15 protein-coding genes are annotated in these 17,552 nt (G+C 64.1%); 6 read left to right on the forward strand and 9 right to left on the reverse strand.

Going from position 1 to position 17,552, the window contains the following annotated elements; all coding sequences use genetic code 11:
- Positions 1–11 precede the first annotated feature (11 nt).
- Together Spa11_RS20260 and Spa11_RS20265 are read right to left on the reverse strand one after the other, a co-directional pair.
- Positions 12–350 carry a P-II family nitrogen regulator gene (locus Spa11_RS20260; protein ID WP_145116177.1) on the reverse strand — a complete coding sequence of 113 codons (339 nt, stop codon included), beginning with the start codon at positions 348–350 and terminating at the stop codon, positions 12–14.
- Between the two features lie 110 nt (positions 351–460).
- On the reverse strand, positions 461–1,036 hold the full coding sequence (locus Spa11_RS20265; RefSeq protein ID WP_145116180.1) for a cob(I)yrinic acid a,c-diamide adenosyltransferase: 576 nt from the start codon (positions 1,034–1,036) through the stop codon (positions 461–463).
- A gap of 389 nt (positions 1,037–1,425) precedes the next feature.
- Here Spa11_RS20265 and Spa11_RS20270 point away from each other — a divergent pair, with 389 nt between their 5' ends.
- Positions 1,426–2,145: a hypothetical protein gene (locus Spa11_RS20270; RefSeq protein WP_197529544.1), complete on the forward strand. Its 720-nt coding sequence runs from the start codon at positions 1,426–1,428 to the stop codon at positions 2,143–2,145.
- A gap of 90 nt (positions 2,146–2,235) precedes the next feature.
- Here the strand turns inward: Spa11_RS20270 and Spa11_RS20275 are convergent, their stop codons facing one another.
- Together Spa11_RS20275 and Spa11_RS20280 are read right to left on the reverse strand one after the other, a co-directional pair.
- Positions 2,236–3,210, reverse strand: coding sequence for a hypothetical protein (locus Spa11_RS20275; RefSeq protein ID WP_145116182.1), 975 nt, complete (start codon positions 3,208–3,210; stop codon positions 2,236–2,238).
- Positions 3,211–3,381: 171 nt separating this feature from the next.
- The gene (locus Spa11_RS20280) at positions 3,382–4,668 is read right to left on the reverse strand and encodes a PEP-CTERM sorting domain-containing protein (RefSeq protein WP_145116185.1); all 1,287 of its coding nucleotides are present in this window, start codon (positions 4,666–4,668) and stop codon (positions 3,382–3,384) included.
- A 595-nt stretch (positions 4,669–5,263) separates the two neighbouring features.
- Between Spa11_RS20280 and Spa11_RS20285 the strand changes: the two genes are divergently transcribed.
- From Spa11_RS20285 to Spa11_RS20295, 3 genes are all read left to right on the forward strand, one after another.
- Positions 5,264–6,448, forward strand: a complete 1,185-nt coding sequence (locus Spa11_RS20285; RefSeq protein ID WP_261342275.1) for a DUF1559 domain-containing protein — start codon at positions 5,264–5,266, stop codon at positions 6,446–6,448.
- A 152-nt stretch (positions 6,449–6,600) separates the two neighbouring features.
- Complete coding sequence (locus Spa11_RS20290) at positions 6,601–7,788, forward strand: DUF1559 family PulG-like putative transporter (protein WP_145117083.1); 1,188 nt, start codon at positions 6,601–6,603, stop codon at positions 7,786–7,788.
- Between the two features lie 15 nt (positions 7,789–7,803).
- Positions 7,804–8,190, forward strand: coding sequence for a hypothetical protein (locus Spa11_RS20295; RefSeq protein WP_145116191.1), 387 nt, complete (start codon positions 7,804–7,806; stop codon positions 8,188–8,190).
- A gap of 14 nt (positions 8,191–8,204) precedes the next feature.
- Here Spa11_RS20295 and Spa11_RS20300 read toward each other — a convergent pair whose 3' ends face one another.
- The 3 genes from Spa11_RS20300 to guaB form a co-directional block, all read right to left on the reverse strand.
- Positions 8,205–8,669 carry a GNAT family N-acetyltransferase gene (locus Spa11_RS20300; protein WP_145116193.1) on the reverse strand — a complete coding sequence of 155 codons (465 nt, stop codon included), beginning with the start codon at positions 8,667–8,669 and terminating at the stop codon, positions 8,205–8,207.
- A 198-nt stretch (positions 8,670–8,867) separates the two neighbouring features.
- Positions 8,868–10,079 (reverse strand): hypothetical protein, encoded by a 1,212-nt coding sequence (locus tag Spa11_RS20305; RefSeq protein WP_145116196.1) that lies wholly within the window; start codon positions 10,077–10,079, stop codon positions 8,868–8,870.
- Positions 10,066–11,577, reverse strand: a complete 1,512-nt coding sequence (gene guaB, locus Spa11_RS20310) for an IMP dehydrogenase (RefSeq protein ID WP_145116198.1) — start codon at positions 11,575–11,577, stop codon at positions 10,066–10,068. Before guaB ends, Spa11_RS20305 begins: the two co-directional genes overlap by 14 nt.
- Before the next feature lie 320 nt (positions 11,578–11,897).
- Between guaB and Spa11_RS20315 the strand changes: the two genes are divergently transcribed.
- Both Spa11_RS20315 and Spa11_RS20320 read left to right on the forward strand, forming a co-directional pair.
- The gene (locus Spa11_RS20315) at positions 11,898–13,727 is read left to right on the forward strand and encodes a mucoidy inhibitor MuiA family protein (RefSeq protein WP_145116201.1); all 1,830 of its coding nucleotides are present in this window, start codon (positions 11,898–11,900) and stop codon (positions 13,725–13,727) included.
- Positions 13,728–13,901: 174 nt separating this feature from the next.
- The gene (locus tag Spa11_RS20320; protein WP_145116204.1) at positions 13,902–14,483 is read left to right on the forward strand and encodes a Uma2 family endonuclease; all 582 of its coding nucleotides are present in this window, start codon (positions 13,902–13,904) and stop codon (positions 14,481–14,483) included.
- An 80-nt stretch (positions 14,484–14,563) separates the two neighbouring features.
- Here Spa11_RS20320 and recQ read toward each other — a convergent pair whose 3' ends face one another.
- Together recQ and Spa11_RS20330 are read right to left on the reverse strand one after the other, a co-directional pair.
- Complete coding sequence (gene recQ / locus Spa11_RS20325) at positions 14,564–16,783, reverse strand: DNA helicase RecQ (RefSeq protein ID WP_231933053.1); 2,220 nt, start codon at positions 16,781–16,783, stop codon at positions 14,564–14,566.
- Between the two features lie 214 nt (positions 16,784–16,997).
- The gene (locus Spa11_RS20330) at positions 16,998–17,447 is read right to left on the reverse strand and encodes a hypothetical protein (protein WP_145116206.1); all 450 of its coding nucleotides are present in this window, start codon (positions 17,445–17,447) and stop codon (positions 16,998–17,000) included.
- Between the last annotated feature and the right edge of the window lie 105 nt (positions 17,448–17,552).

Consider the following 17,552-nt stretch of genomic DNA (forward strand, 5'->3'; position numbering starts at 1 on the left):
AAGGCCGTCGACTAGAGCGCCTCGCCACCCGTCTCGCCGGTGCGGATACGGACCGCGTTCTCGAGGTTGTAGACGAAGACCTTGCCATCGCCGATCTGCCCGGTGTGGGCCGATTTGAGGATGGCGTCCACGGCGGTTTGGACCCGGTCGTCATCGACGACGACCTCAAGCTTCACCTTCGGCACAAAATCCACGGCGTACTCGGTGCCGCGGTACATCTCGGTGTGGCCCTTCTGGCGGCCGAAGCCGCGGACCTCGGTGATGGTCATGCCGGCGACGCCCTGCTCGGTGAGGGCGTTCTTGACGTCTTCCAGCTTGTAGTGACGGACGATCGCTTCGATTTTCTTCATGTCGATTCCCTGCGGAACGTGCGGCGCCAGCTGGCGGCCCGACGGCTAGTATCTACGGACCATGGACGGCTCCGATCGTAGCATAAGCACCGCGGGGGGACAGCGGGCCCTCAGTCGGCGGCCTTTTCCCAGGGGACATCCGCCTGGCCGGCCATCTGGTTGGCGGCCCGGGCGAGGACGAACAACAGGTCGCTGAGTCGATTGACGTAGCGGATCGGCACGTCCCGCAGCGGGTGCACGCCGGAGAGGGCGACGATCTCTCGTTCGGCCCGCCGGCAGACGCAGCGGGCGACGTGCAGCTGGCCCGCCACAGCCGTCCCGCCGGGGAGGATGAACTGCCGGAGGGGTGGGAGCTGGGATTCGTGGTGGTCGATCGCCCGCTCAAGGTCCTCGATGTGCCGCGGCTGGATGACCTCGAGACCTTTTTCCTGAGCGTCTGGCGTCGCCAGCTCGGCGCCGAGGTCGAAGAGGCGGTTCTGTAGGGTCCCGAGCAAGGCGTCGAACCCAGAGGCGGCGGCCGCGTCGAGGTCGGTCGAGCGGGCCAGCTCGGCGCGGGCGACGCCGAGCGTAGCGTTGAGCTCGTCGAGTGTGCCGTAGGCGGCGATCCGCGGGTGGTCCTTCCGGACACGACCGCCCCCGAAAAGGCCCGTTTCGCCGGCGTCGCCGGATTTGGTGTAGATCTTCATCGTGGCTGGGTGGTCGTGAGTGGGCTAATCGTGAGTGGGCTGGTGTGTGGGCTGGAAAAGCGCTGCCTGACGGAGTCCCGCCCCCTGTGTAGGGAGCCTAGTCGTTGCCCGGCGAATCTCCCAGTCGCGCAGCCGTGTTGCCTCGATTCAACACACGATCCACGGCCCCCCGCAGCGGGTGGCATTCGGGGGCGGATCGTGCCGGTTTTGCCGCGCCCCGCCGGGGCAGTTCGGGGGCACGCAACCGTTCGTTGCTGGCGGCAGCTTGTCGTGACCTACGGTTGGGTGCGGTTCAGGACGCCCCGACGCCGGGGCTGCTGTGGACCGATGGCGTCGGCCCTGTCGACGCCAATCCCGTAGTAGAGACCCCCGACGACCGAGCGACCCCCATGGGATTCCTCAAGAGCTTCTTCAACAACGTCTTCGACGACTCGGACCTGCCCAACGGCGGCGGCGTCGCTACGGCGACCGCTTCGCTGGCCAGCTCGTTCGAGGCCGTCTCCGAGCGCGAGCTCGAGGCGCACCTCGCCGTCTCGCGCTACGGCAAGTTCGAGCTCACCGACGCGATCCGTCCGAGCTTCGGGCTGGAGGTCGTGCCGCGCCAGGGCTTCCGCCACGACACCTACCGCGACGAGGACTCGCGGAGTGACGTGCCGGTGCTGATGGCGTCGGCGACCAAGTCGCAGCTGATCGACACGTTCATGGAGCTGCTCGAGCCGCTGGGCCCGGTGGTCGATGTCGTGCTTGAGACCAGCCACACCTGCTCGGGCGGCGGTCACACCGACCTGTACCGCGAGCACATCGACATGCCGATCCTGCAGTCGATCCTGTGGGACTTCGAGGACCTGCTGCTCAACGACGGCTGCACCGGCGTCGCCGTGCTGAACCCACGGTTGCCGCAAGAGGTGCAGCTCGACGAGCACAAGCTATTGATCGTCTACGGCAACGAACTGTCGGCGTACGAGAACATTCTGATCGACCACCACGTCGACTGCGACGAGCAGCTGCGGTTCATCACCGAGGCGGAACACGTCCACTCGACGACCGAGCGTTATGTCGAGCAGTTCGAAGAACTCAAGATGCGCCTCGGGATGGACGGCTGCCTGTAAGCCAGCGTCGATCGCTTCGAAACAAACACCAAGCCGGCGGCGGGAACATCCCGCCGCCGGCTTGGTTCGTTTGGTAGAGAATCTGCTCGGTTAGGAGCGACGACGTGCCACGAAGACTGCAAAGGCCAAGAAGCCGAGCGTCGCAGAGGTGGGCTCGGGAACGAGTACGATATTGTCAATAAGGATGAAGTGCGCGCTGCCGAAGAGTTCGTCGCCTTCCCACAGCCCGTCGTCAACGAGGGGGTTCGGGTCTGGGCCGGGTTGGAGATTCAGGTCGGCTACCGAGTTGAAGGCGTCGTTGTAGCCTACCATGATGGTCCCACCGCTCAGGACGCCGCCGACATCTTCGTAGGTATCGATAGGGCTGCCGTTGATCGAGAAGATGTACGTGGAACCGGTCTTCTCGATCCCCACCTCGATCCACGTGTTACGCGGGCCCAGGCCGCTCTGGTCGGCTAGACCGGGGATTGGTGGTCGGCTGTCGTAATTGCCCAAGTTGAGCTGACTGCCGCCACCAGCGTTGTTAGGGTCGACGAATCGCACAAAGTCATTCGACGCCCCGGAATCGCCCGACGCTATCCACGAGAGGCCATTCCCGTTGCTGATACCGAACTGGAAAGGGGCATCATCGGTGACCGCATCGTTCGTAGGGTCATTCGGCGCAGCGGCGTGGACGCCGAAAACGCCGAACTCGGTTGTGCCGCCATTCGAGGACTCGACGTTGAACCAGACGTCCATGGTCAGCTTGAAATTGCCGCTAGGCAACGTCACGTCGTTGGCGAGGATCACGACCGACTCGCCTTGGGCGCCCGTCTGGTTGTTGAGGTTCACTTCCATGAAGAGGGCCTTGCCACCCCCGTTTGGCGCCGCGGGAATGCCAATCGGCGTGTAGTCAAAGCCGTAGATGACGCTGCCGTCAAAGACGCCGATCTCGGCATCGACGATCGGTGTGGACCAGCGTGTTGTTGCATTGGTGTCAAAATTCTCGGTAAACAGTGGCGCCGCGGCAGCCGGAACTGCTGCTGAGGCCAGCGCCGCCAAGGCGGCGCACATCGTTCGCTTCATGAGATCTATCCAGGGTGAAGGTTCAGGGGGAGCGACGACGCGTCACACTCGCCCAAAGATCAAACTGCCGCTCCGCAGGTCGACAAATCGCCAATCAACGCCTCGCCTGACTAAAGACCCCTCTTCGCCTGTCTCCAATCTTGCTGCTCTTCCCTTCCGCTGCGTTCTAGCTCAGCTGCAACGGCGTCCCGCGATCAGGCCACCCAACATCGCGAGCGCGACGGCGGCGATGCTGGCTGGCTCGGGGACGGATTGCGCGCTACTGGGCGGGGCGGTCGCCCCGTAATTATCCGCCCACAAGTCGTAACCGGCCTGCGTACTGTCGGGAGAGTTGCCGTCTCGCCAGACGGTGTAGTCGGCCGCATCGACGGAACCGTCGTTGTTGTAGTCGCCGTCGAGCCCGTCAGGGAGTTGAGTGACCACCAGGTTGTCGAAGACAACCGTCGCCTCGTTGAGGTCGCGGCCGACGCTAGTGAAGAAGTCAACAAGCACGAGCGTAACTTGGCCCTCCATATCGACCGGCTCTTCGCCGGTGGCGATGCCATCGTCCGGATCGTCGAGGATGGTGTTATCAACGGTTCCGAGGACAAAGCTCGTCCCTGTCGACGCATTCGTGACGGTGAACTTGGTCGTGCCTTTCACTGGACCGGGACCCGATCCGCCGCTCGGATCGACTTCCGCCGTAAGCGTAAGCCACTGGAAACCCACGGCGCCTGCCGGTTGAGTGAACGAGGGATTCAGCGGGATCGAGAACTCCGGAAAGATCGCCGGCAAGTCGATTAATTCGCCATTCAGCGGGTCGGTGTTGATATCGGTATTGTCGAAGCCGTTTTGATTTCCGAAGCCAAAGTCGGTGACCGAGTACTGGCCGCTGAAGGTGTCGAGTTCCGATTCATTCTTCAAGAGGATGAAGTCGCAATTGCTGCAATCGCCATCGCTGCTGAAGATCATGCCGGCGCCCCGCGACGAGGGAAAATCGGGGTTCACCGGATTCGCGACGGTGTCCGTGCCGACGAATAAGCCTGCGTGCTCGGTCGTACCGATCTGCGTCTCGTCCAGCGACCAGTTGAGCCACATATCGACTTCAACCATGTACTTTCCCGAGAAGTCGGCGTTCGCCAGCGACACGCCCGCCGAATCGACGTTCCCGGCGGCGACGTTCGTCCTCAGCGCCACCCCACGCTGAGGAGCGTCGCCGCCGGCCGACCGTGGCGCCTCGGGGATTTGCAGCAACGAGTAGTCGTATCCAAAGCGGGCGTCGCTCTGATTCGGGTGGTCGAGATTGAAGACCCAACCGGTCGTGCTGACCGCGCCACTCGTGAGCAAAGTCTCTTCATTTTGAAAGGAGTCGGTGTAAACCACCGTTTGCGACACCGAGACGTTCGCAAGCGACAAAACCATCGTCAGCACAGCTGACAGCCGGAAGTTAACCGCGCATTTCGGGTTAATCGAAAGCATGGGGGCACAATCCTGGTGACCGGAGGCGGGGCGCGTCAGAAAGACATTAGAACGAAGAAGACACCACAAGCAGCTGCAAGAGGGCGGATAGCGCGAGACGTCTCCCTCGATAGGGAATGTCGGAACAGCGCTAACTAATTGCCTGCTTCTTCTTCCGACTCGCCGGCTGAGCAGAACCCAAGACCGGCAAGAATCGCCAACCACATGGCAAGCTAGTGAGGTGGCAGATGAACGTCAAACTCTTTTTTCGCTCAACGGCGATAATCGAAGCTTCTCTGCGCAAAGAGAGGCGGGTAAGTGCGCAATGCAACGAGCATTAGAACTTGGTGATTCTTGCATACCCGCTTAGCTTAAAGCGCGTACGATTCTCGCAGGTCGGCCCTTCGTCCTGCCCTGCGTGCGTCGAATTCTCATCTCTCACGGTCTGAAGTCCCGTTCGGGACCGACAGGCGACAGCCCGTGAGGAACAATCGATCCGGCTATTTGACGCGATTCCCTTTGGGGATACGCGAGCATGTTGAGTTGCTCACGCTGCCACCGCCTCACGACGTCGATCCGCTCGGCGTCCACGCACGACCCCTCCAGGAGTTCCGGCGTGAACTATCCCCGATCTGTCTCGTTGATGACTCTAGCGCGACGCACCGGCTTCACTCTGGTGGAGCTGCTGGTCGTCATCGCGATCATCGGCATTCTTGTCGCTCTACTGCTGCCCGCGGTACAAGCGGCACGCGAAGCGGCGCGAAGGACGCAGTGTAAGAATGCGCTGAAGCAAACGGCCTTGGCGATGATCAATTTCGAATCCGCCCAAGGCGGGTTGCCGCCGATCTCGGAGTTCGAGGAGTCGAACCCCAACGCAGCCAACGGCAGCGCGCTGATCGTCAACCCAGCGAACGCCAGGGTGTTCGGCGTCGCCGGCGCGATGACGAGTTGGGTGGTGCCGACGCTCCCTTACATGGAAGAGCAGGCGATCTACGACCAGTTCGACCAGACCCGGGCGATCGACAATCAGGTCGATGCTTCGAACAATCCGATCGACCCTCAAGCCGCGGAGATCGGCGCCCTCTTCTGCCCGAGCGACAACGCATCGGGCCGCTTCTTTCAGGCAACCGGCGGTGGTGGTCTCGGCTCGCAGACCTTCAACCAGGGTAGGCGGTTCGCGAAGGGCAACGTCGCCGCCTACATCAGCCCCGTCCATACCGAGTGCCTCCGGCAGTTCCGTGGCGCTATCGGCGAGGAGATCCGTCGGTTGAGCAAGATCACCGATGGCGTGAGCAAGACGTTACTCCTGGGTGAAGTGCGCACCCGCGACAATCAAGAAGATGTCCGCGGTGTCTGGGCGCTCGCTTTGCCCGGCGCCTCGCTGCTGGCGGCGGACATGCACAGGGCGGACCCGGACAATCCTGACGCCTCCGTGACCTTCGCCTGCACCGACCCCTTGCCGAGCATCCGCCGCAACGACGCCTACGAACCCGTGTTGCAAAATGGCGATGCGTCTTCGGTCAACACGCCCAACTCGAAGAGCAACACGATCGCTTATGACTGGATCCGCGGCTGCACCGACACGACGGGCGCTCTTGCCGACGGAATGCCGTGCTCCGCTTCGGGGGGCCAGAACTCGGGGTACGCCTCTCCTCGCAGCCTCCACCCCTCTGGCGTCAATGCGGCGAACTGCGACGGCAGCGTGACGTTCCTCCGGGACGACATCGACGCCTATCTCTATGCCCGACTGATTAGCATTGACGATGGGGAAGGAGAAGTCGAAGGCCGGCTCATTCAATAACGACCGACGGGCCTACGGAGACATCGACCTGATGAACCACGGATCAAGGAATGTCGTACACCCCGTCCGGCCGTCATCCCCGAGCCATTCCCGGGGGCCCTTCCTTCACCACCATTCGCCACTCGAACTACTAACGCCTGCAAGAACTTACGATGTTTTCCTCTCGGCCAACTAGCTTTCGTTCTTCGCGTCGACAGCCGTCAAGCGGCTTCACGCTCGTCGAGTTGCTGGTGGTCATTGCGATCATCGGAATCCTCGTCGCGCTGTTGCTACCGGCCGTACAGGCGGCGCGCGAAGCGGCACGGCGGATGACTTGCCAGAACCAACTCAAGCAGCTCTCGCTCGCTGCGTTGAATCATGAGTCGGCCCGCGGGGGTCTGCCGGCAATTAGCAACTTCGGCTCCGACGCTCCTACGGGGGGGCGGTTCGGGAACGGATTCGTCTACCGAACCAACAACAGTAGCTACCCCGGCGCCGGCGATCTCTACAGCATGTTCGTGCCGATGCTCCCGTACATGGAGGAGCAGTCGCTCTACGACCGGTTCGACTTGACGCTCGGTGTGGACGAGCAGCCAGGCGAGACAGGCGTCGCCACCGACCCGATCGGCCCGCAGACCGTGCAGATCGCGACGATGCTCTGCCCCAGCGACCAGTCCCAGGGCCGCTTCTTCCAGAACGCGGCGCTGAACAACAACAAGCGCTTCGGCAAGTCGAACTACGCCGGCTACGTCAGCCCGATCCACATCGAATGCCTGCGTTGGTACCCCGGAGCCATTGCCGAGCGACCCATGAAGCTCGCCAAAATCACCGACGGCACGGCGCGGACCGTCATCTTCGCCGAGATCCGAACGCTCGAGTCGGAGATCGACGAGCGCGGCGCCTGGGCGATCGGTTTAGCCGGGACCGCCCTGCTCGCCGTCGATCAACATCAGCAGGTCGCCGGGGTGGCCACCTATTCCTGTCCGGATGCGCTGGACGGGAGCCGCAAGATGCAAGTCTACTCGCCGGAAGAGCAGCGAGCCGGCGCGTCGAACGCCAACACGCCGAACTCCGTGCCGGGCGGAATCTACCAGTACGACTCGGTGCGCGCGGCTTCGTGTCCTACCCAGGTCCAGACCGAAGCGGCGGCGCAGAAGATGCCTTGCGGCTACGATGGCAGTGGTGGTTTTGTCTCGCCGCGCAGCAACCACGTCGGCGGAGTCAACACGTCGCAAGTGGACGGGAGTGTCCGCTGGTTTGGCGATGACGTTGATCCCTACCTTTTCGCCCGAGCGGTTTCCATCAACGATAGTGAAGGAGATCAGGAGGGGGAATTCGGCGTCCCACAAGCCAACCGTTAACCAGAGATCATCACTGTGCCAGCGCAACGGAGCCTGCTCTTGTGCGCGATCACTCTCGGCTTGGCTTTGGTCGCCCTGTCTTACGTTTGGACCACCCTGTTTCCTCCGGCCGCTAATTGGAGCCAAGAGCAGGCCGCAAGACTAACGGCGGTCGATGCGGACTTGATGCGACTCTACAAGAAGCTCTCCGAAGCGAAGCTCCGCGGCGTTCCGATCCCTGAAAACCCGATCCCACTCGTCCGGCTGCTCGAGAAGGATGCGGCGTTGCGGCGTGAGATGGAGGACGCGCTGGAAGCCTCGGCACGCACAGCGAAGCGGCTCTGGCTGGCGGGCTTGGCGACTCTGTGCACCGGCGTGGCGATTTTCTCTTACGGTAAGAGCTGCAAGTGCGGGTCTACTTGAGCCGCCGCGAGAGATCAGCCTTCAGCGTATTTCTCCAGCAGTTCGTGCTCCAGTCCGATCAACTCCGCCCTTTTGCCGGTCGGTTGGTAGCCGTTGCGGAGGTAGAAACCGACCGCGTCTTCGCGCGCGTAGAGCGCGAAACGGCGGAAGCCTTCCTTCACGAGCAGCTGTTCCGATTGGAGCAGCAATTGCCGGCCCGCACCTTGGCTACGCCAGTCGGGGCTCACCACCACTTGGCGCAAGCGGACCGTGTCGGCCCGCGGCGTGGCGTCGTCGTCCGCCTTGCCGATCAAGCCGCCGATCAGATGGGTGACGTTGCCCGGCTCCTCGGTGAACAGGCCGTAGAGGTGCTGCGTCTCTTCACCCTCCACGTCATGCGGCGTCAGACGCAAGCCGAGCGGCTCGCGCAGGAACCGATGCCGCAAGTCGCAGTAAGCGGCGTACTCGAGCGAACCGAATTGGATCGGGCGGACGTGCAAAGCGAGGGGCTAGGGGGTTGAGGGATTAGGGGCTGAGGGTAAATAGCGACTGCTTCGCAGTAGCAATTATCGGGCCCTAAACATTACGCCTAGGTCTTCTAAAGCCCTAGCCCCAAACCACTCCTGGCGCTGACGCTTACGGCTCGCCTGTGTCTTCCCTTAGTTCCTCAGCCTCTCAGCCCCTCCGGTAGCCGCCCGCTAGGGCAGGATTCCGGCGACACCAACGGTTGCGCCCGCTTGGTAGAGAGCGGCCCGCCACGTGAACGGGATCGGGTCGATCATGTACGGCGCACAGCTGCCCGGGCGGTAGTAGCCCAGGGCGTAGACGCACTCGTTCGGCGTCTGGAGGCCCATCTTGTACGGCAGCACCGGCAACGAACCGAAGAAGTGGGCGCCCGACACCAGCGGCTGAACGTACGGGCCCCACGAGTGGCCGTAACGCTCGAGGTGGACATCCTCGAAGTAGAGCGGTTTGTGGCAGAGGCCGGAGGCCTTCCACATGTAGGTGATCTCACACCACTGCCGTGGGGCGAAGACCGAGCCGTCGTCGAGCGAGCAGAGGAAAGGGAAGTCTTCGCCCTCGGCGCCGGAGACGCCGATGTTGAGGTCGATCGAGTCGAGGCGGCTGGCCTTGAGGGCGGCGAGCTCGTCCGAGCAGTTCTTCATCGCTTCGTCACGCGTCAGGTCGATCGTCCCTGATCCCGTGCGACCAGGGACAACAGGCTCGGCCCGCTGCGGGTCCATGCCTTCGGCCTCGACGCGCTCGGGGAGCGGCGCGGGCTCGTCGAACGCCGACCCGGCGCGGCGGCTGGTCTCGTCTTCGAAGGTTGGCGAGTCCTCGAACGTCGGACCGGGCTCGATCTCTTCGGTGGTCGTGCCGGGCTCGTCGAACGGGATGTCATCGGCTGGCATGTCGTCGAAGAGCCGGTCGGCCTCGTCCGCCTCGGGGCTCATGCGGCCGCCGTCCGCGGGGTACTCGTTGTCCTGGACGCCGAAGGGGCGCTCGAACGAATCCCGCAGCGAGTTGTCGCCGCCCTGGTTCTGCGCGACGCGGTACTCGCCGTCGTAGAACGTGTTGTGCGGGATGCGCCCCGCGGTCCGCAGCGCGGGACCGGCGAGGTCGTCCTCATAAGCCACTTGCCGGATCGCGGGCGCTTGGGGCGTAGCGAACAGCGAGTCGTTGCTCGAGTGGCGCGACGCTTGATGACTCTTTGTTGCCGTCCCCCGGGCACGCCAGCCGTCGGTCGAGCCGGGCGCTCCAAAGCTCGGCGCCGCGGCGGCGAGCATCAGCACCACCGCTAGCCAGCCCGCGGGGAGCCAGAGCGGCTCGCGCTGGAGGCTGCGTGTCGCCCGATCGACCGACCGGTACGCCGCGGCGGCGAGCGCCGGCGACGCGTCAGGCCGACTCACCACCGAAGTGTTCGGTGCTGTAGTTGGGCGCCTCTTGGGTGATGGCGATGTCATGGGGGTGGTTCTCCCTAACCGTGGCCGGGCTGACCCGGATGAACCGCGCTTCCGTGCGCAGCTCTTGGATGGTTCGTGTGCCGCAGTAGCCCATGCCGGCCCGCAGACCCCCGACGAGTTGGTAGACGAAGGGGTGCAGCTCCCCCTTGTAGGGGACGCGCCCTTCGACCCCTTCGGGGACGAGCTTGCCGGCCGAGTTGTCCTTGTCGTTCTGGCGGTAGCGTTCGCTGGAGCCCTTGACCATGGCGCCGAGCGAACCCATCCCGCGATAAGTCTTGTACGTCCTGCCTTGGTAGAGAATCCGCTCGCCGGGGCTCTCATCGAGGCCGGCCAGGAGGCCGCCGATCATCACGAGGTTGGCCCCCGCGGCGATCGCCTTGGTGATGTCTCCCGAGTAGCGAATGCCTCCGTCCGCGATGATGGTGACGTCGGTCCCCTGGGCCGCGTGGGCGGCCGCGGCGATCGCCGTGATCTGCGGGACGCCGATCCCCGAGATGACGCGTGTCGTGCAGATCGAGCCCGGTCCGATGCCGACCTTAACGGCGTCGGCGCCAGCGGCGATCAGGTCACGCGTCCCCTCGGCTGTCGCCACGTTCCCCGCGACGACGTCGATGTCCCAGCGCTTCTTGAGTTCCTTGACGGTGTCGATGACGTTCTTCGAGTGGCCGTGTGCGCTGTCCACCACGAGGAAGTCGACTTCCTTCGCGATGAGCGCGGCGGCCCGTTCGTAGTCGTGGACGCCGACAGCGGCGCCAGCACGCAGCCTGCCCCGATCGTCGCGCGCCGCTTGTGGGAAGCGGCGCATCATGTCGACGTCCTTGATCGTGATCAGGCCGGTCAGTTTGTAGTTGTCGTCAACCAGCAAAAGCTTCTCGACCTTTTTCTCCATCAGAATCGTTTCAGCTTCCGCAAGCGTTACAGTCCCCGTCGCCGTGACCAGGTTGTCTTTGGTCATGACCTCGCCGATCGGCAGGTCATCTCGGCCTAGAAACCGCAGGTCCCGCCGGGTCAGGATGCCGACGAGCTTGCCGCTAGCGTCGGTGATCGGGACGCCAGAAACATTCGACTGGCTCATCGCCAAGCGGGCGGCCGCAACGGGCGACTCGGGCGGCAGCGTCACCGGTCCGGTGATGATGCCGTTGGCGGAACGCTTGACCTTCTCGACCTCGGCGGCTTGGTCCTCGATCGACAGGTTCTTGTGGATAACGCCCAGACCGCCCAACTGCGCGAGGCCGATGGCCATGCGGTGCTCGGTGACGGTGTCCATCGGCGAGCTGAGCAGCGGGGCCCCGAGGGGGATCCGCTTGGTGAGCCGCGTCGAGACATCGACGTCCGACGGCATGATCCCGCTGTAGCGGGGCTCGACCAGGACGTCGTCGAACGTGAGCCCCTCGGCGGAGATCTTGTCCGCGAGGGTCGGAGGGAGGCGATCAGAGGCGGGCATCGCGGGAGGGCTCCTGACACTTAGATGGGTTGGAGCCGTCCCATTCTCTCTTTTACCGCGTCGCTAGCAAGCGGGGCGTTGAAAACGGCCTTAGCCGCGGGCGAGAGCCCTCGGTGGGCGCCGGGTACCCACTTCCTACCGCGGGCTGCCGCCCGCGGCTGAGACCATTACGAACGTCCTGAAAACTTCGGGGTTCTTTCGGTTTTCTTGAACCCCCTAAGGGGCCGTAACGCACTTAACTCTTGTCGGCCTAGGCCCCTGGGCGAGCCCGCCCGCTCGCTTCTCGGCTTTCTTCCTCCCACGTCCCTTCGAGGTCCGGTATGTCTCGGCTCATCGCTCTGGTCTTGCTCGTCGTAGCCGCCGTCCCTCTCTCGGCCGAGACCGTCACCGCCCCCGGCAAGGTGACGGCCGTGACCGTGTTCCAGGGGCAGGCCTTGGTCACCCGGGTGATCGAACTGCCGGAGGACGCGGGGCTGGTCGAGGCGGTTGTCACCGAGCTGCCGGAGCAACTGTTGGCCGGGAGCCTCTATGCCGAGCCGGGCGAAGGTGTCGAGGTCCGCTCGGTCCGCACGCGCAACCGCCCGGCCGACTCGGCGCCGCGCGAAGAGGTCAAGGCGATCGAGGCGCAGATCAAGGACCTCGGCCGGCAGCTGCGGGCGCTGCAGCGTGAACGGGCGATGATCTCCCAACGGATGAACTACCTCAACCAGCTGGAGCAGTTCACCTCCACCAAGGCGACCGAGGACCTCAACGGCGGCGTGCTGAACGCCGAGGCGTTGCGTGAGCTGACCGACCTGGTGTTCACACAACGCGAAGCGGCGATGGAGCGTGAGCTCGAGGCAATCTCGGAAGAGGAAGACCTGCAAGCCGAGCTGCAGCTCGCCCAGCGCGAGCTGGCGACCCTCACCGGCGGCGGCGAGAAGACGACGCGCGAGGCGGTGGTGTTCGTCAGCAAGGAAAAGGGCGCCGCATCGGTGCGGTTAATGTACTTGGTGGGGGGCGCCAAGTGGTCGCCGTCGTACAACGTCCGCGCGAAGGAAGACCGCTCGGGCGTGACGCTCGAGTACAACGCGTCGGTGACGCAGATGAGCGGCGAAGACTGGACCGACGTCGAGATGACGCTCTCGACCGCGACGCCGTCCCTCGTGGCGACTTCGCCGAAGCTAGAGCCGCTCACGGTGAAACTCGCCGCCGCGGAAGTCGACCGAGTGAAGCAAGCCCAATCTCGCCGCCAACTCGCGGCCCAGCAGAAGTCCCTCGCCGACAATCGCGGCAACATGGCCCAATACGCGCCGAGCGCGCCCGCCATGGCCGGAAGGTCGATTTCCGCCACGAGCGAGGACGATCTCTTCGGCGCCGACGGTGGCGTTGCGGGCGGAATTGGCGGTGGGGGATTCGGGGCGGTGTACAACGGCGCGGAGGGGATCGACCAGTTCGACCTCAGCCTCAACGCGCTCGCCTGCGCGGTGCAGGTGCTCGACCTGCAGGCGGGCGACGCCTCGAAGCCGGCGCCCTCGCAGTCGATGGAGTCCAACGAAGGTTTGAGCATTGTCTACCGACTGCCGAACAAGACCTCGCTCCCCAGCCGCAGCGATCAGCAGCTGATCCAGATCGCCGCGCTGCCGATGGAGGCGGACTTCTACCGCGTCGCCACACCGGTGCTGACGAGCTACGTTTATCAAGAGGCGAAGCTCAGCAACACCAGCGATGTTGTTCTCTTAGCTGGCCCCGCGGCGACGTTCCTCGGCGACCGCTTCGTCGGACGCGGCTCGATCCCGCAGGCGACGATCGGCGAGTCGTTCACCGTCGGCCTCGGCATCGACGAGTCGCTCCGCGCGAGCCGCAAGCTCGCCGACAAGTCGGACCGTGTGCAAGGCGGCAACCGCATCGCCTCGTTCGATTACGAACTGGTGCTAGAAAACTTCGGCGACGACGCCACCGAGGTGCGAATCCGCGACCGCCTGCCGAAGAGCGAAGGCGAAGCGATCAAGGTGACGCTTGTCGAATCGGACCCGAAGGCGAAAGAAGCCGGCGAGAAGGACGGGCTCTTAGAGTGGCGTGTCGAAGTCCCCGCCGAGGGCGAGAAGACGGTCGCTTACACGATGTCGATCGAGCACGACAAGAATTTGCAGATCGTCGGCGGGAAGTGAGTCGGGCGGCGAACCGGCGATGTTAATCATCGGTGGAGCCCGCCGATTGATTATTTTGGCCGCTTCACACCGACGACTAACGTCGCCGGCTCGCCGGCCCGACATAGGCCGCAACGGGCATGTAAGCTATCCTGTAGCTAACACGCCTTGCCTATCGTCCGGTCGCCCGTTGCTATGAGCACCGCTCCAATCCGCCGCCTCACGCCTGAGGAGTACCTCGCCGCGGAACGTGCGTCCGATCGGAAGCACGAGTTTTATCGCGGGGAGATGTTCGCCATGGCGGGGGCGAGCCGCAAGCACGTCGCTGTGACCGGCAACTTCTTCGCTTGGCTACATTATCAACTCCGCGATGAGCCGTGTACTGTTTTCACGTCGGACATGCGGGTCGAGGTTGAGCGGACAGGGCTCTACACCTACCACGATATCTCAGTGACCTGCGAGCAGCCGGAGTTCGGGGACGGCCACTTCGATACGCTGCTGAACCCGCAGATGATTGTCGAGGTGCTCAGCCCTTCGACCGAAACGTACGACCGCGGCAAGAAGTTCGACCACTATCGGCAGGTGGCGAGCCTCAAGGAGTATGTGCTGGTGTCGCTCGACCAGCCGATGATCGAGCGCTACACCCGCGTTGATGAGGATCGATGGACGCTCGATGTGGCGAAAGGCTTCGAGGCGACGGTGGAGTTGAGCGTCACCAGCGAACCGCTACCGCTGGCGGAGGTTTACCGCCGGGTGGATTTCAGCGCCGACGAGTAATGGCGAGCCGGCGGTGTCAATCGTCTGTGTGAATCCGCGATCCTACGCAACACCGACGACTCGCAACGTCGGCTCGCCGCTTACGTGCGTTCGCGGTTGGCGACGCACGTCGCCACGATCTTGATCGCGTCGTAGTCCACCTCGCCGCCGAGACGCTCGTGGATCGGGCGCAGGCCTCCAAGGCCAACCTCTTCGATGGCGCTCTCGATCATCATCACCACGGGGCGATCGACCCATGGCGACGGGTCGGTGACCGTTTCGTGCTTCAGGTAGTCGCTCAGATAGCCAACGGTCGTCGAGCGCGCGCGGCCGAGCTTCTTGGCGGCTTGTTCAATCGACGCCCCTTCACGGAAGAGCGGGAACGCCGCGAGCGACGACGCATTGGGCCCGGCGGCGCGAGGCGCCGCGCGACGAATCGACGGTTGGCCGGTCTCGATGTCCATCGCGACGCCGTTCTCTTCGCAGTAGCTACGGATCGCGCCGAGGAACGCGTCGCCGTACTGGCGGAGCTTTTGCTGGCCGACGCCGTGCGTGTGGCCGAACGCTTCGAGCGACGAAGGTCGGAGGCGGGCCATGTCGCGCAGAGTGGCGTCGCCGAACACGACGTAGGCGGGGACGCTGGCCTCGGCGGCGATGTTGCCGCGGAGTTTGCGGAGCTCTTCAAAGAGGCCGCGATCGACGCCCTCCCAGCTCTCGAGGTCCCGCCGGCTGCCGCCCGTGGCTGACGACGATGCGCCGTTGCTGGCAGCTTTGAGGAGTTGGGGGTTGCCCTCCCCCTTCAACAACTGCAAGCCCTTGGGCGTGATGTGGAGGACGCCGTACTCGCCGGCCTTCACCAGATGGCCCTGCGCGACGAGCTGCTCGATCCAGCCACGGATGTCGGCCGTGCGGCAGTCCTTGAGCAGGCCGTAGGTGCTGAGGCGGTCGTGGCCGCGGCTAGTGATCTTCTCTTCGCTCGAGCCGGCGAGCACCTTGCAGGTGTAGTCGGCGCCGTAACGCTGCTCGAGCCGGGCGACACAGGAGATGATCTTCTGCGCAAGGATCAGCGGGTCGTCGACGAGGTCGAGCTCGCTGAGGCAGACATCGCACGCGCCGCAGTCGTCCCCCTCGAGCGATTGCCCGAAGTGCTCGACGAGCGCGCGGTGGCGACAGACAACGCCGCCGGCGTACGAGCTGACGCCGTCGAGCGCGCGGAGCGCGGCGGCGACCGCTTCGGGCGAAGCCTCTTCGGTCGGCGATTCGATGATCCGTTTCCAGGTCGCCGCGTCGCCGCGGCTGAAGAGCAGCAGGCACTCGGCCGGCAAGCCGTCACGTCCCGCGCGGCCGGCCTCTTGCTGGTAGGCTTCGAGCGACTTGGGCATGCCGGCGTGCACGACGAAACGCACGTCGGGCTTGTCGATGCCCATGCCGAAGGCGACGGTCGCGACGATCACCTCGACGCGGTCGTTGAGAAAGTTTTCTTGCGTGCGACGGCGCTGCTCGTCGCCGAGACCAGCGTGGTACGGCGCCGCCTTGATGCCTAGCTGTTCGAGCGCCGCGGCGGTTTTCTCGACCTCCTTGCGGCTGATGCAGTAGACGATGCCCGACTCGCCGTGATGGCGCTTGGCGACTTCGGCGATCTGCCCGAGCTTGCCCGACGCGGCGAGCACCCGGTAGGTCAAGTTCGGCCGGTCGAACGAGCCGACGAGCATCTCGGGCTCGCGTAAGCCAAGCTGCTTGGCGATGTCTTCGCGCACCGCTTCGGTCGCCGTGGCCGTATAGGCGTGGACGCCGATGTCGGGAAAAACTTCTTTGAGCCGGGCGAGGCCGCGGTACTCGGGGCGGAAGTCGTGCCCCCAACTGCTGATGCAGTGGGCCTCGTCGATCGCGGCCAGTGAGAGGTTGCTATTCGCGAGCATCGTCAGCGTGCCGTCGAGCAGCAGCCGTTCGGGCGCGACGTAGAGCAGCTTGAGCTTGCCGCTCTTGACGCTGTCGAGCACTTGGCGGCGTTCGTCGGTCGAGAGCGTGCTGTTGAGATAGGCGGCCGGCACGCCGCAGTTGCGGAGCGTGTCGACCTGGTCCTTCATCAGCGCGATCAGCGGCGAGACCACGAGCGCCATGCCGCCCATCGCCACCGCTGGCGCCTGGAAGCAGAGGCTCTTGCCGCCGCCGGTGGGGAGCACGACGACCGAGTCGCGTCCCTCCATGACAGCGGTCATCGCCTCGCGTTGCAGCGGGCGGAAGTCGCTGTAGCCCCAGAAGCGCTCGAGGGCGCCGCGGAGGGCTTTGGTGTGCGGGTTGTCGACTTCGGTGTTAACCACAGAGGCACGGAGAGCGCGGAGGACGCACTGAGGGTTGGAACCACGAAGGAACGACGGAACGAAGGGGGGCTTCGCCGCCGCCTGCTGTACAGGGCTACATCTTATCCAATTTTGTGCCTAGCACGCCACTAGGTCGGCGGGCTGATTTCGGGGTGGGAACTGAGGATAACCGCGGAGACGCGGAGGGCGCAGAGGAAGCGCGGAGCGGCGACCGTTATTTTGGGGCGATGCTCGGCGATTCGGAGAGGCTCTTCAGACGAAGGTAGCCGGGGCGGTCCTGGTAGTCGTAACAGTAGCCAATTGGAGTTACTGCTTCGACCGCGTTGTGGAGCAGTTTGTCAAAATCGATCTTCACGCGATTTCGTACTTCGCCCTCATCGTCCGGCCAAGTGTTTTCTCCCCACGACCTACCCCCACCTACTTGACGCAGGTCCTCCCAACTCTTCGGCCACGCCGCTTTCGTGTCGTGATAATCCGCTAGCAATGAGCACGCGAAATCTATAGCACGCAACGTTCTTACTGCTTGGGCGGCCTGATAGGCAGGTAACGCAACCGCAGCCAAGTCTCCGACAATCCATACGGCGCACGCCCAGGTGAACCAAATGATGGCTGAAGGGGTCTTCCTTCGCTTCTTCTCGGCGGGCTCAATGGCTTCGTGATTCATCCCTCTAACTCCTGACGCCAAAAATCGCTGGCCAGGCCGCACATGCCAAGAGACCGTAATCGGCGTCGGAGACGCCTCCCACAAAATCACTCCTTCCCTGCTTTC

Source organism: Botrimarina mediterranea, assembly GCF_007753265.1.
Taxonomy (GTDB): Bacteria; Planctomycetota; Planctomycetia; order Pirellulales; family Lacipirellulaceae; genus Botrimarina; species Botrimarina mediterranea.

Coding starts and splice junctions, on each gene's coding strand:
- Spa11_RS20260 (WP_145116177.1), bottom strand. CDS start 350: ATGAAGAAAATCGAAGCGATCGTCCGTCACTACAAGCTGGAAGACGTC.
- Spa11_RS20265 (WP_145116180.1), bottom strand. CDS start 1,036: ATGAAGATCTACACCAAATCCGGCGACGCCGGCGAAACGGGCCTTTTC.
- Spa11_RS20270 (WP_197529544.1), top strand. CDS start 1,426: ATGGGATTCCTCAAGAGCTTCTTCAACAACGTCTTCGACGACTCGGAC.
- Spa11_RS20275 (WP_145116182.1), bottom strand. CDS start 3,210: ATGAAGCGAACGATGTGCGCCGCCTTGGCGGCGCTGGCCTCAGCAGCA.
- Spa11_RS20280 (WP_145116185.1), bottom strand. CDS start 4,668: ATGCTTTCGATTAACCCGAAATGCGCGGTTAACTTCCGGCTGTCAGCT.
- Spa11_RS20290 (WP_145117083.1), top strand. CDS start 6,601: ATGTTTTCCTCTCGGCCAACTAGCTTTCGTTCTTCGCGTCGACAGCCG.
- guaB (WP_145116198.1), bottom strand. CDS start 11,577: ATGCCCGCCTCTGATCGCCTCCCTCCGACCCTCGCGGACAAGATCTCC.
- Spa11_RS20315 (WP_145116201.1), top strand. CDS start 11,898: ATGTCTCGGCTCATCGCTCTGGTCTTGCTCGTCGTAGCCGCCGTCCCT.
- Spa11_RS20320 (WP_145116204.1), top strand. CDS start 13,902: ATGAGCACCGCTCCAATCCGCCGCCTCACGCCTGAGGAGTACCTCGCC.
- Spa11_RS20330 (WP_145116206.1), bottom strand. CDS start 17,447: ATGAATCACGAAGCCATTGAGCCCGCCGAGAAGAAGCGAAGGAAGACC.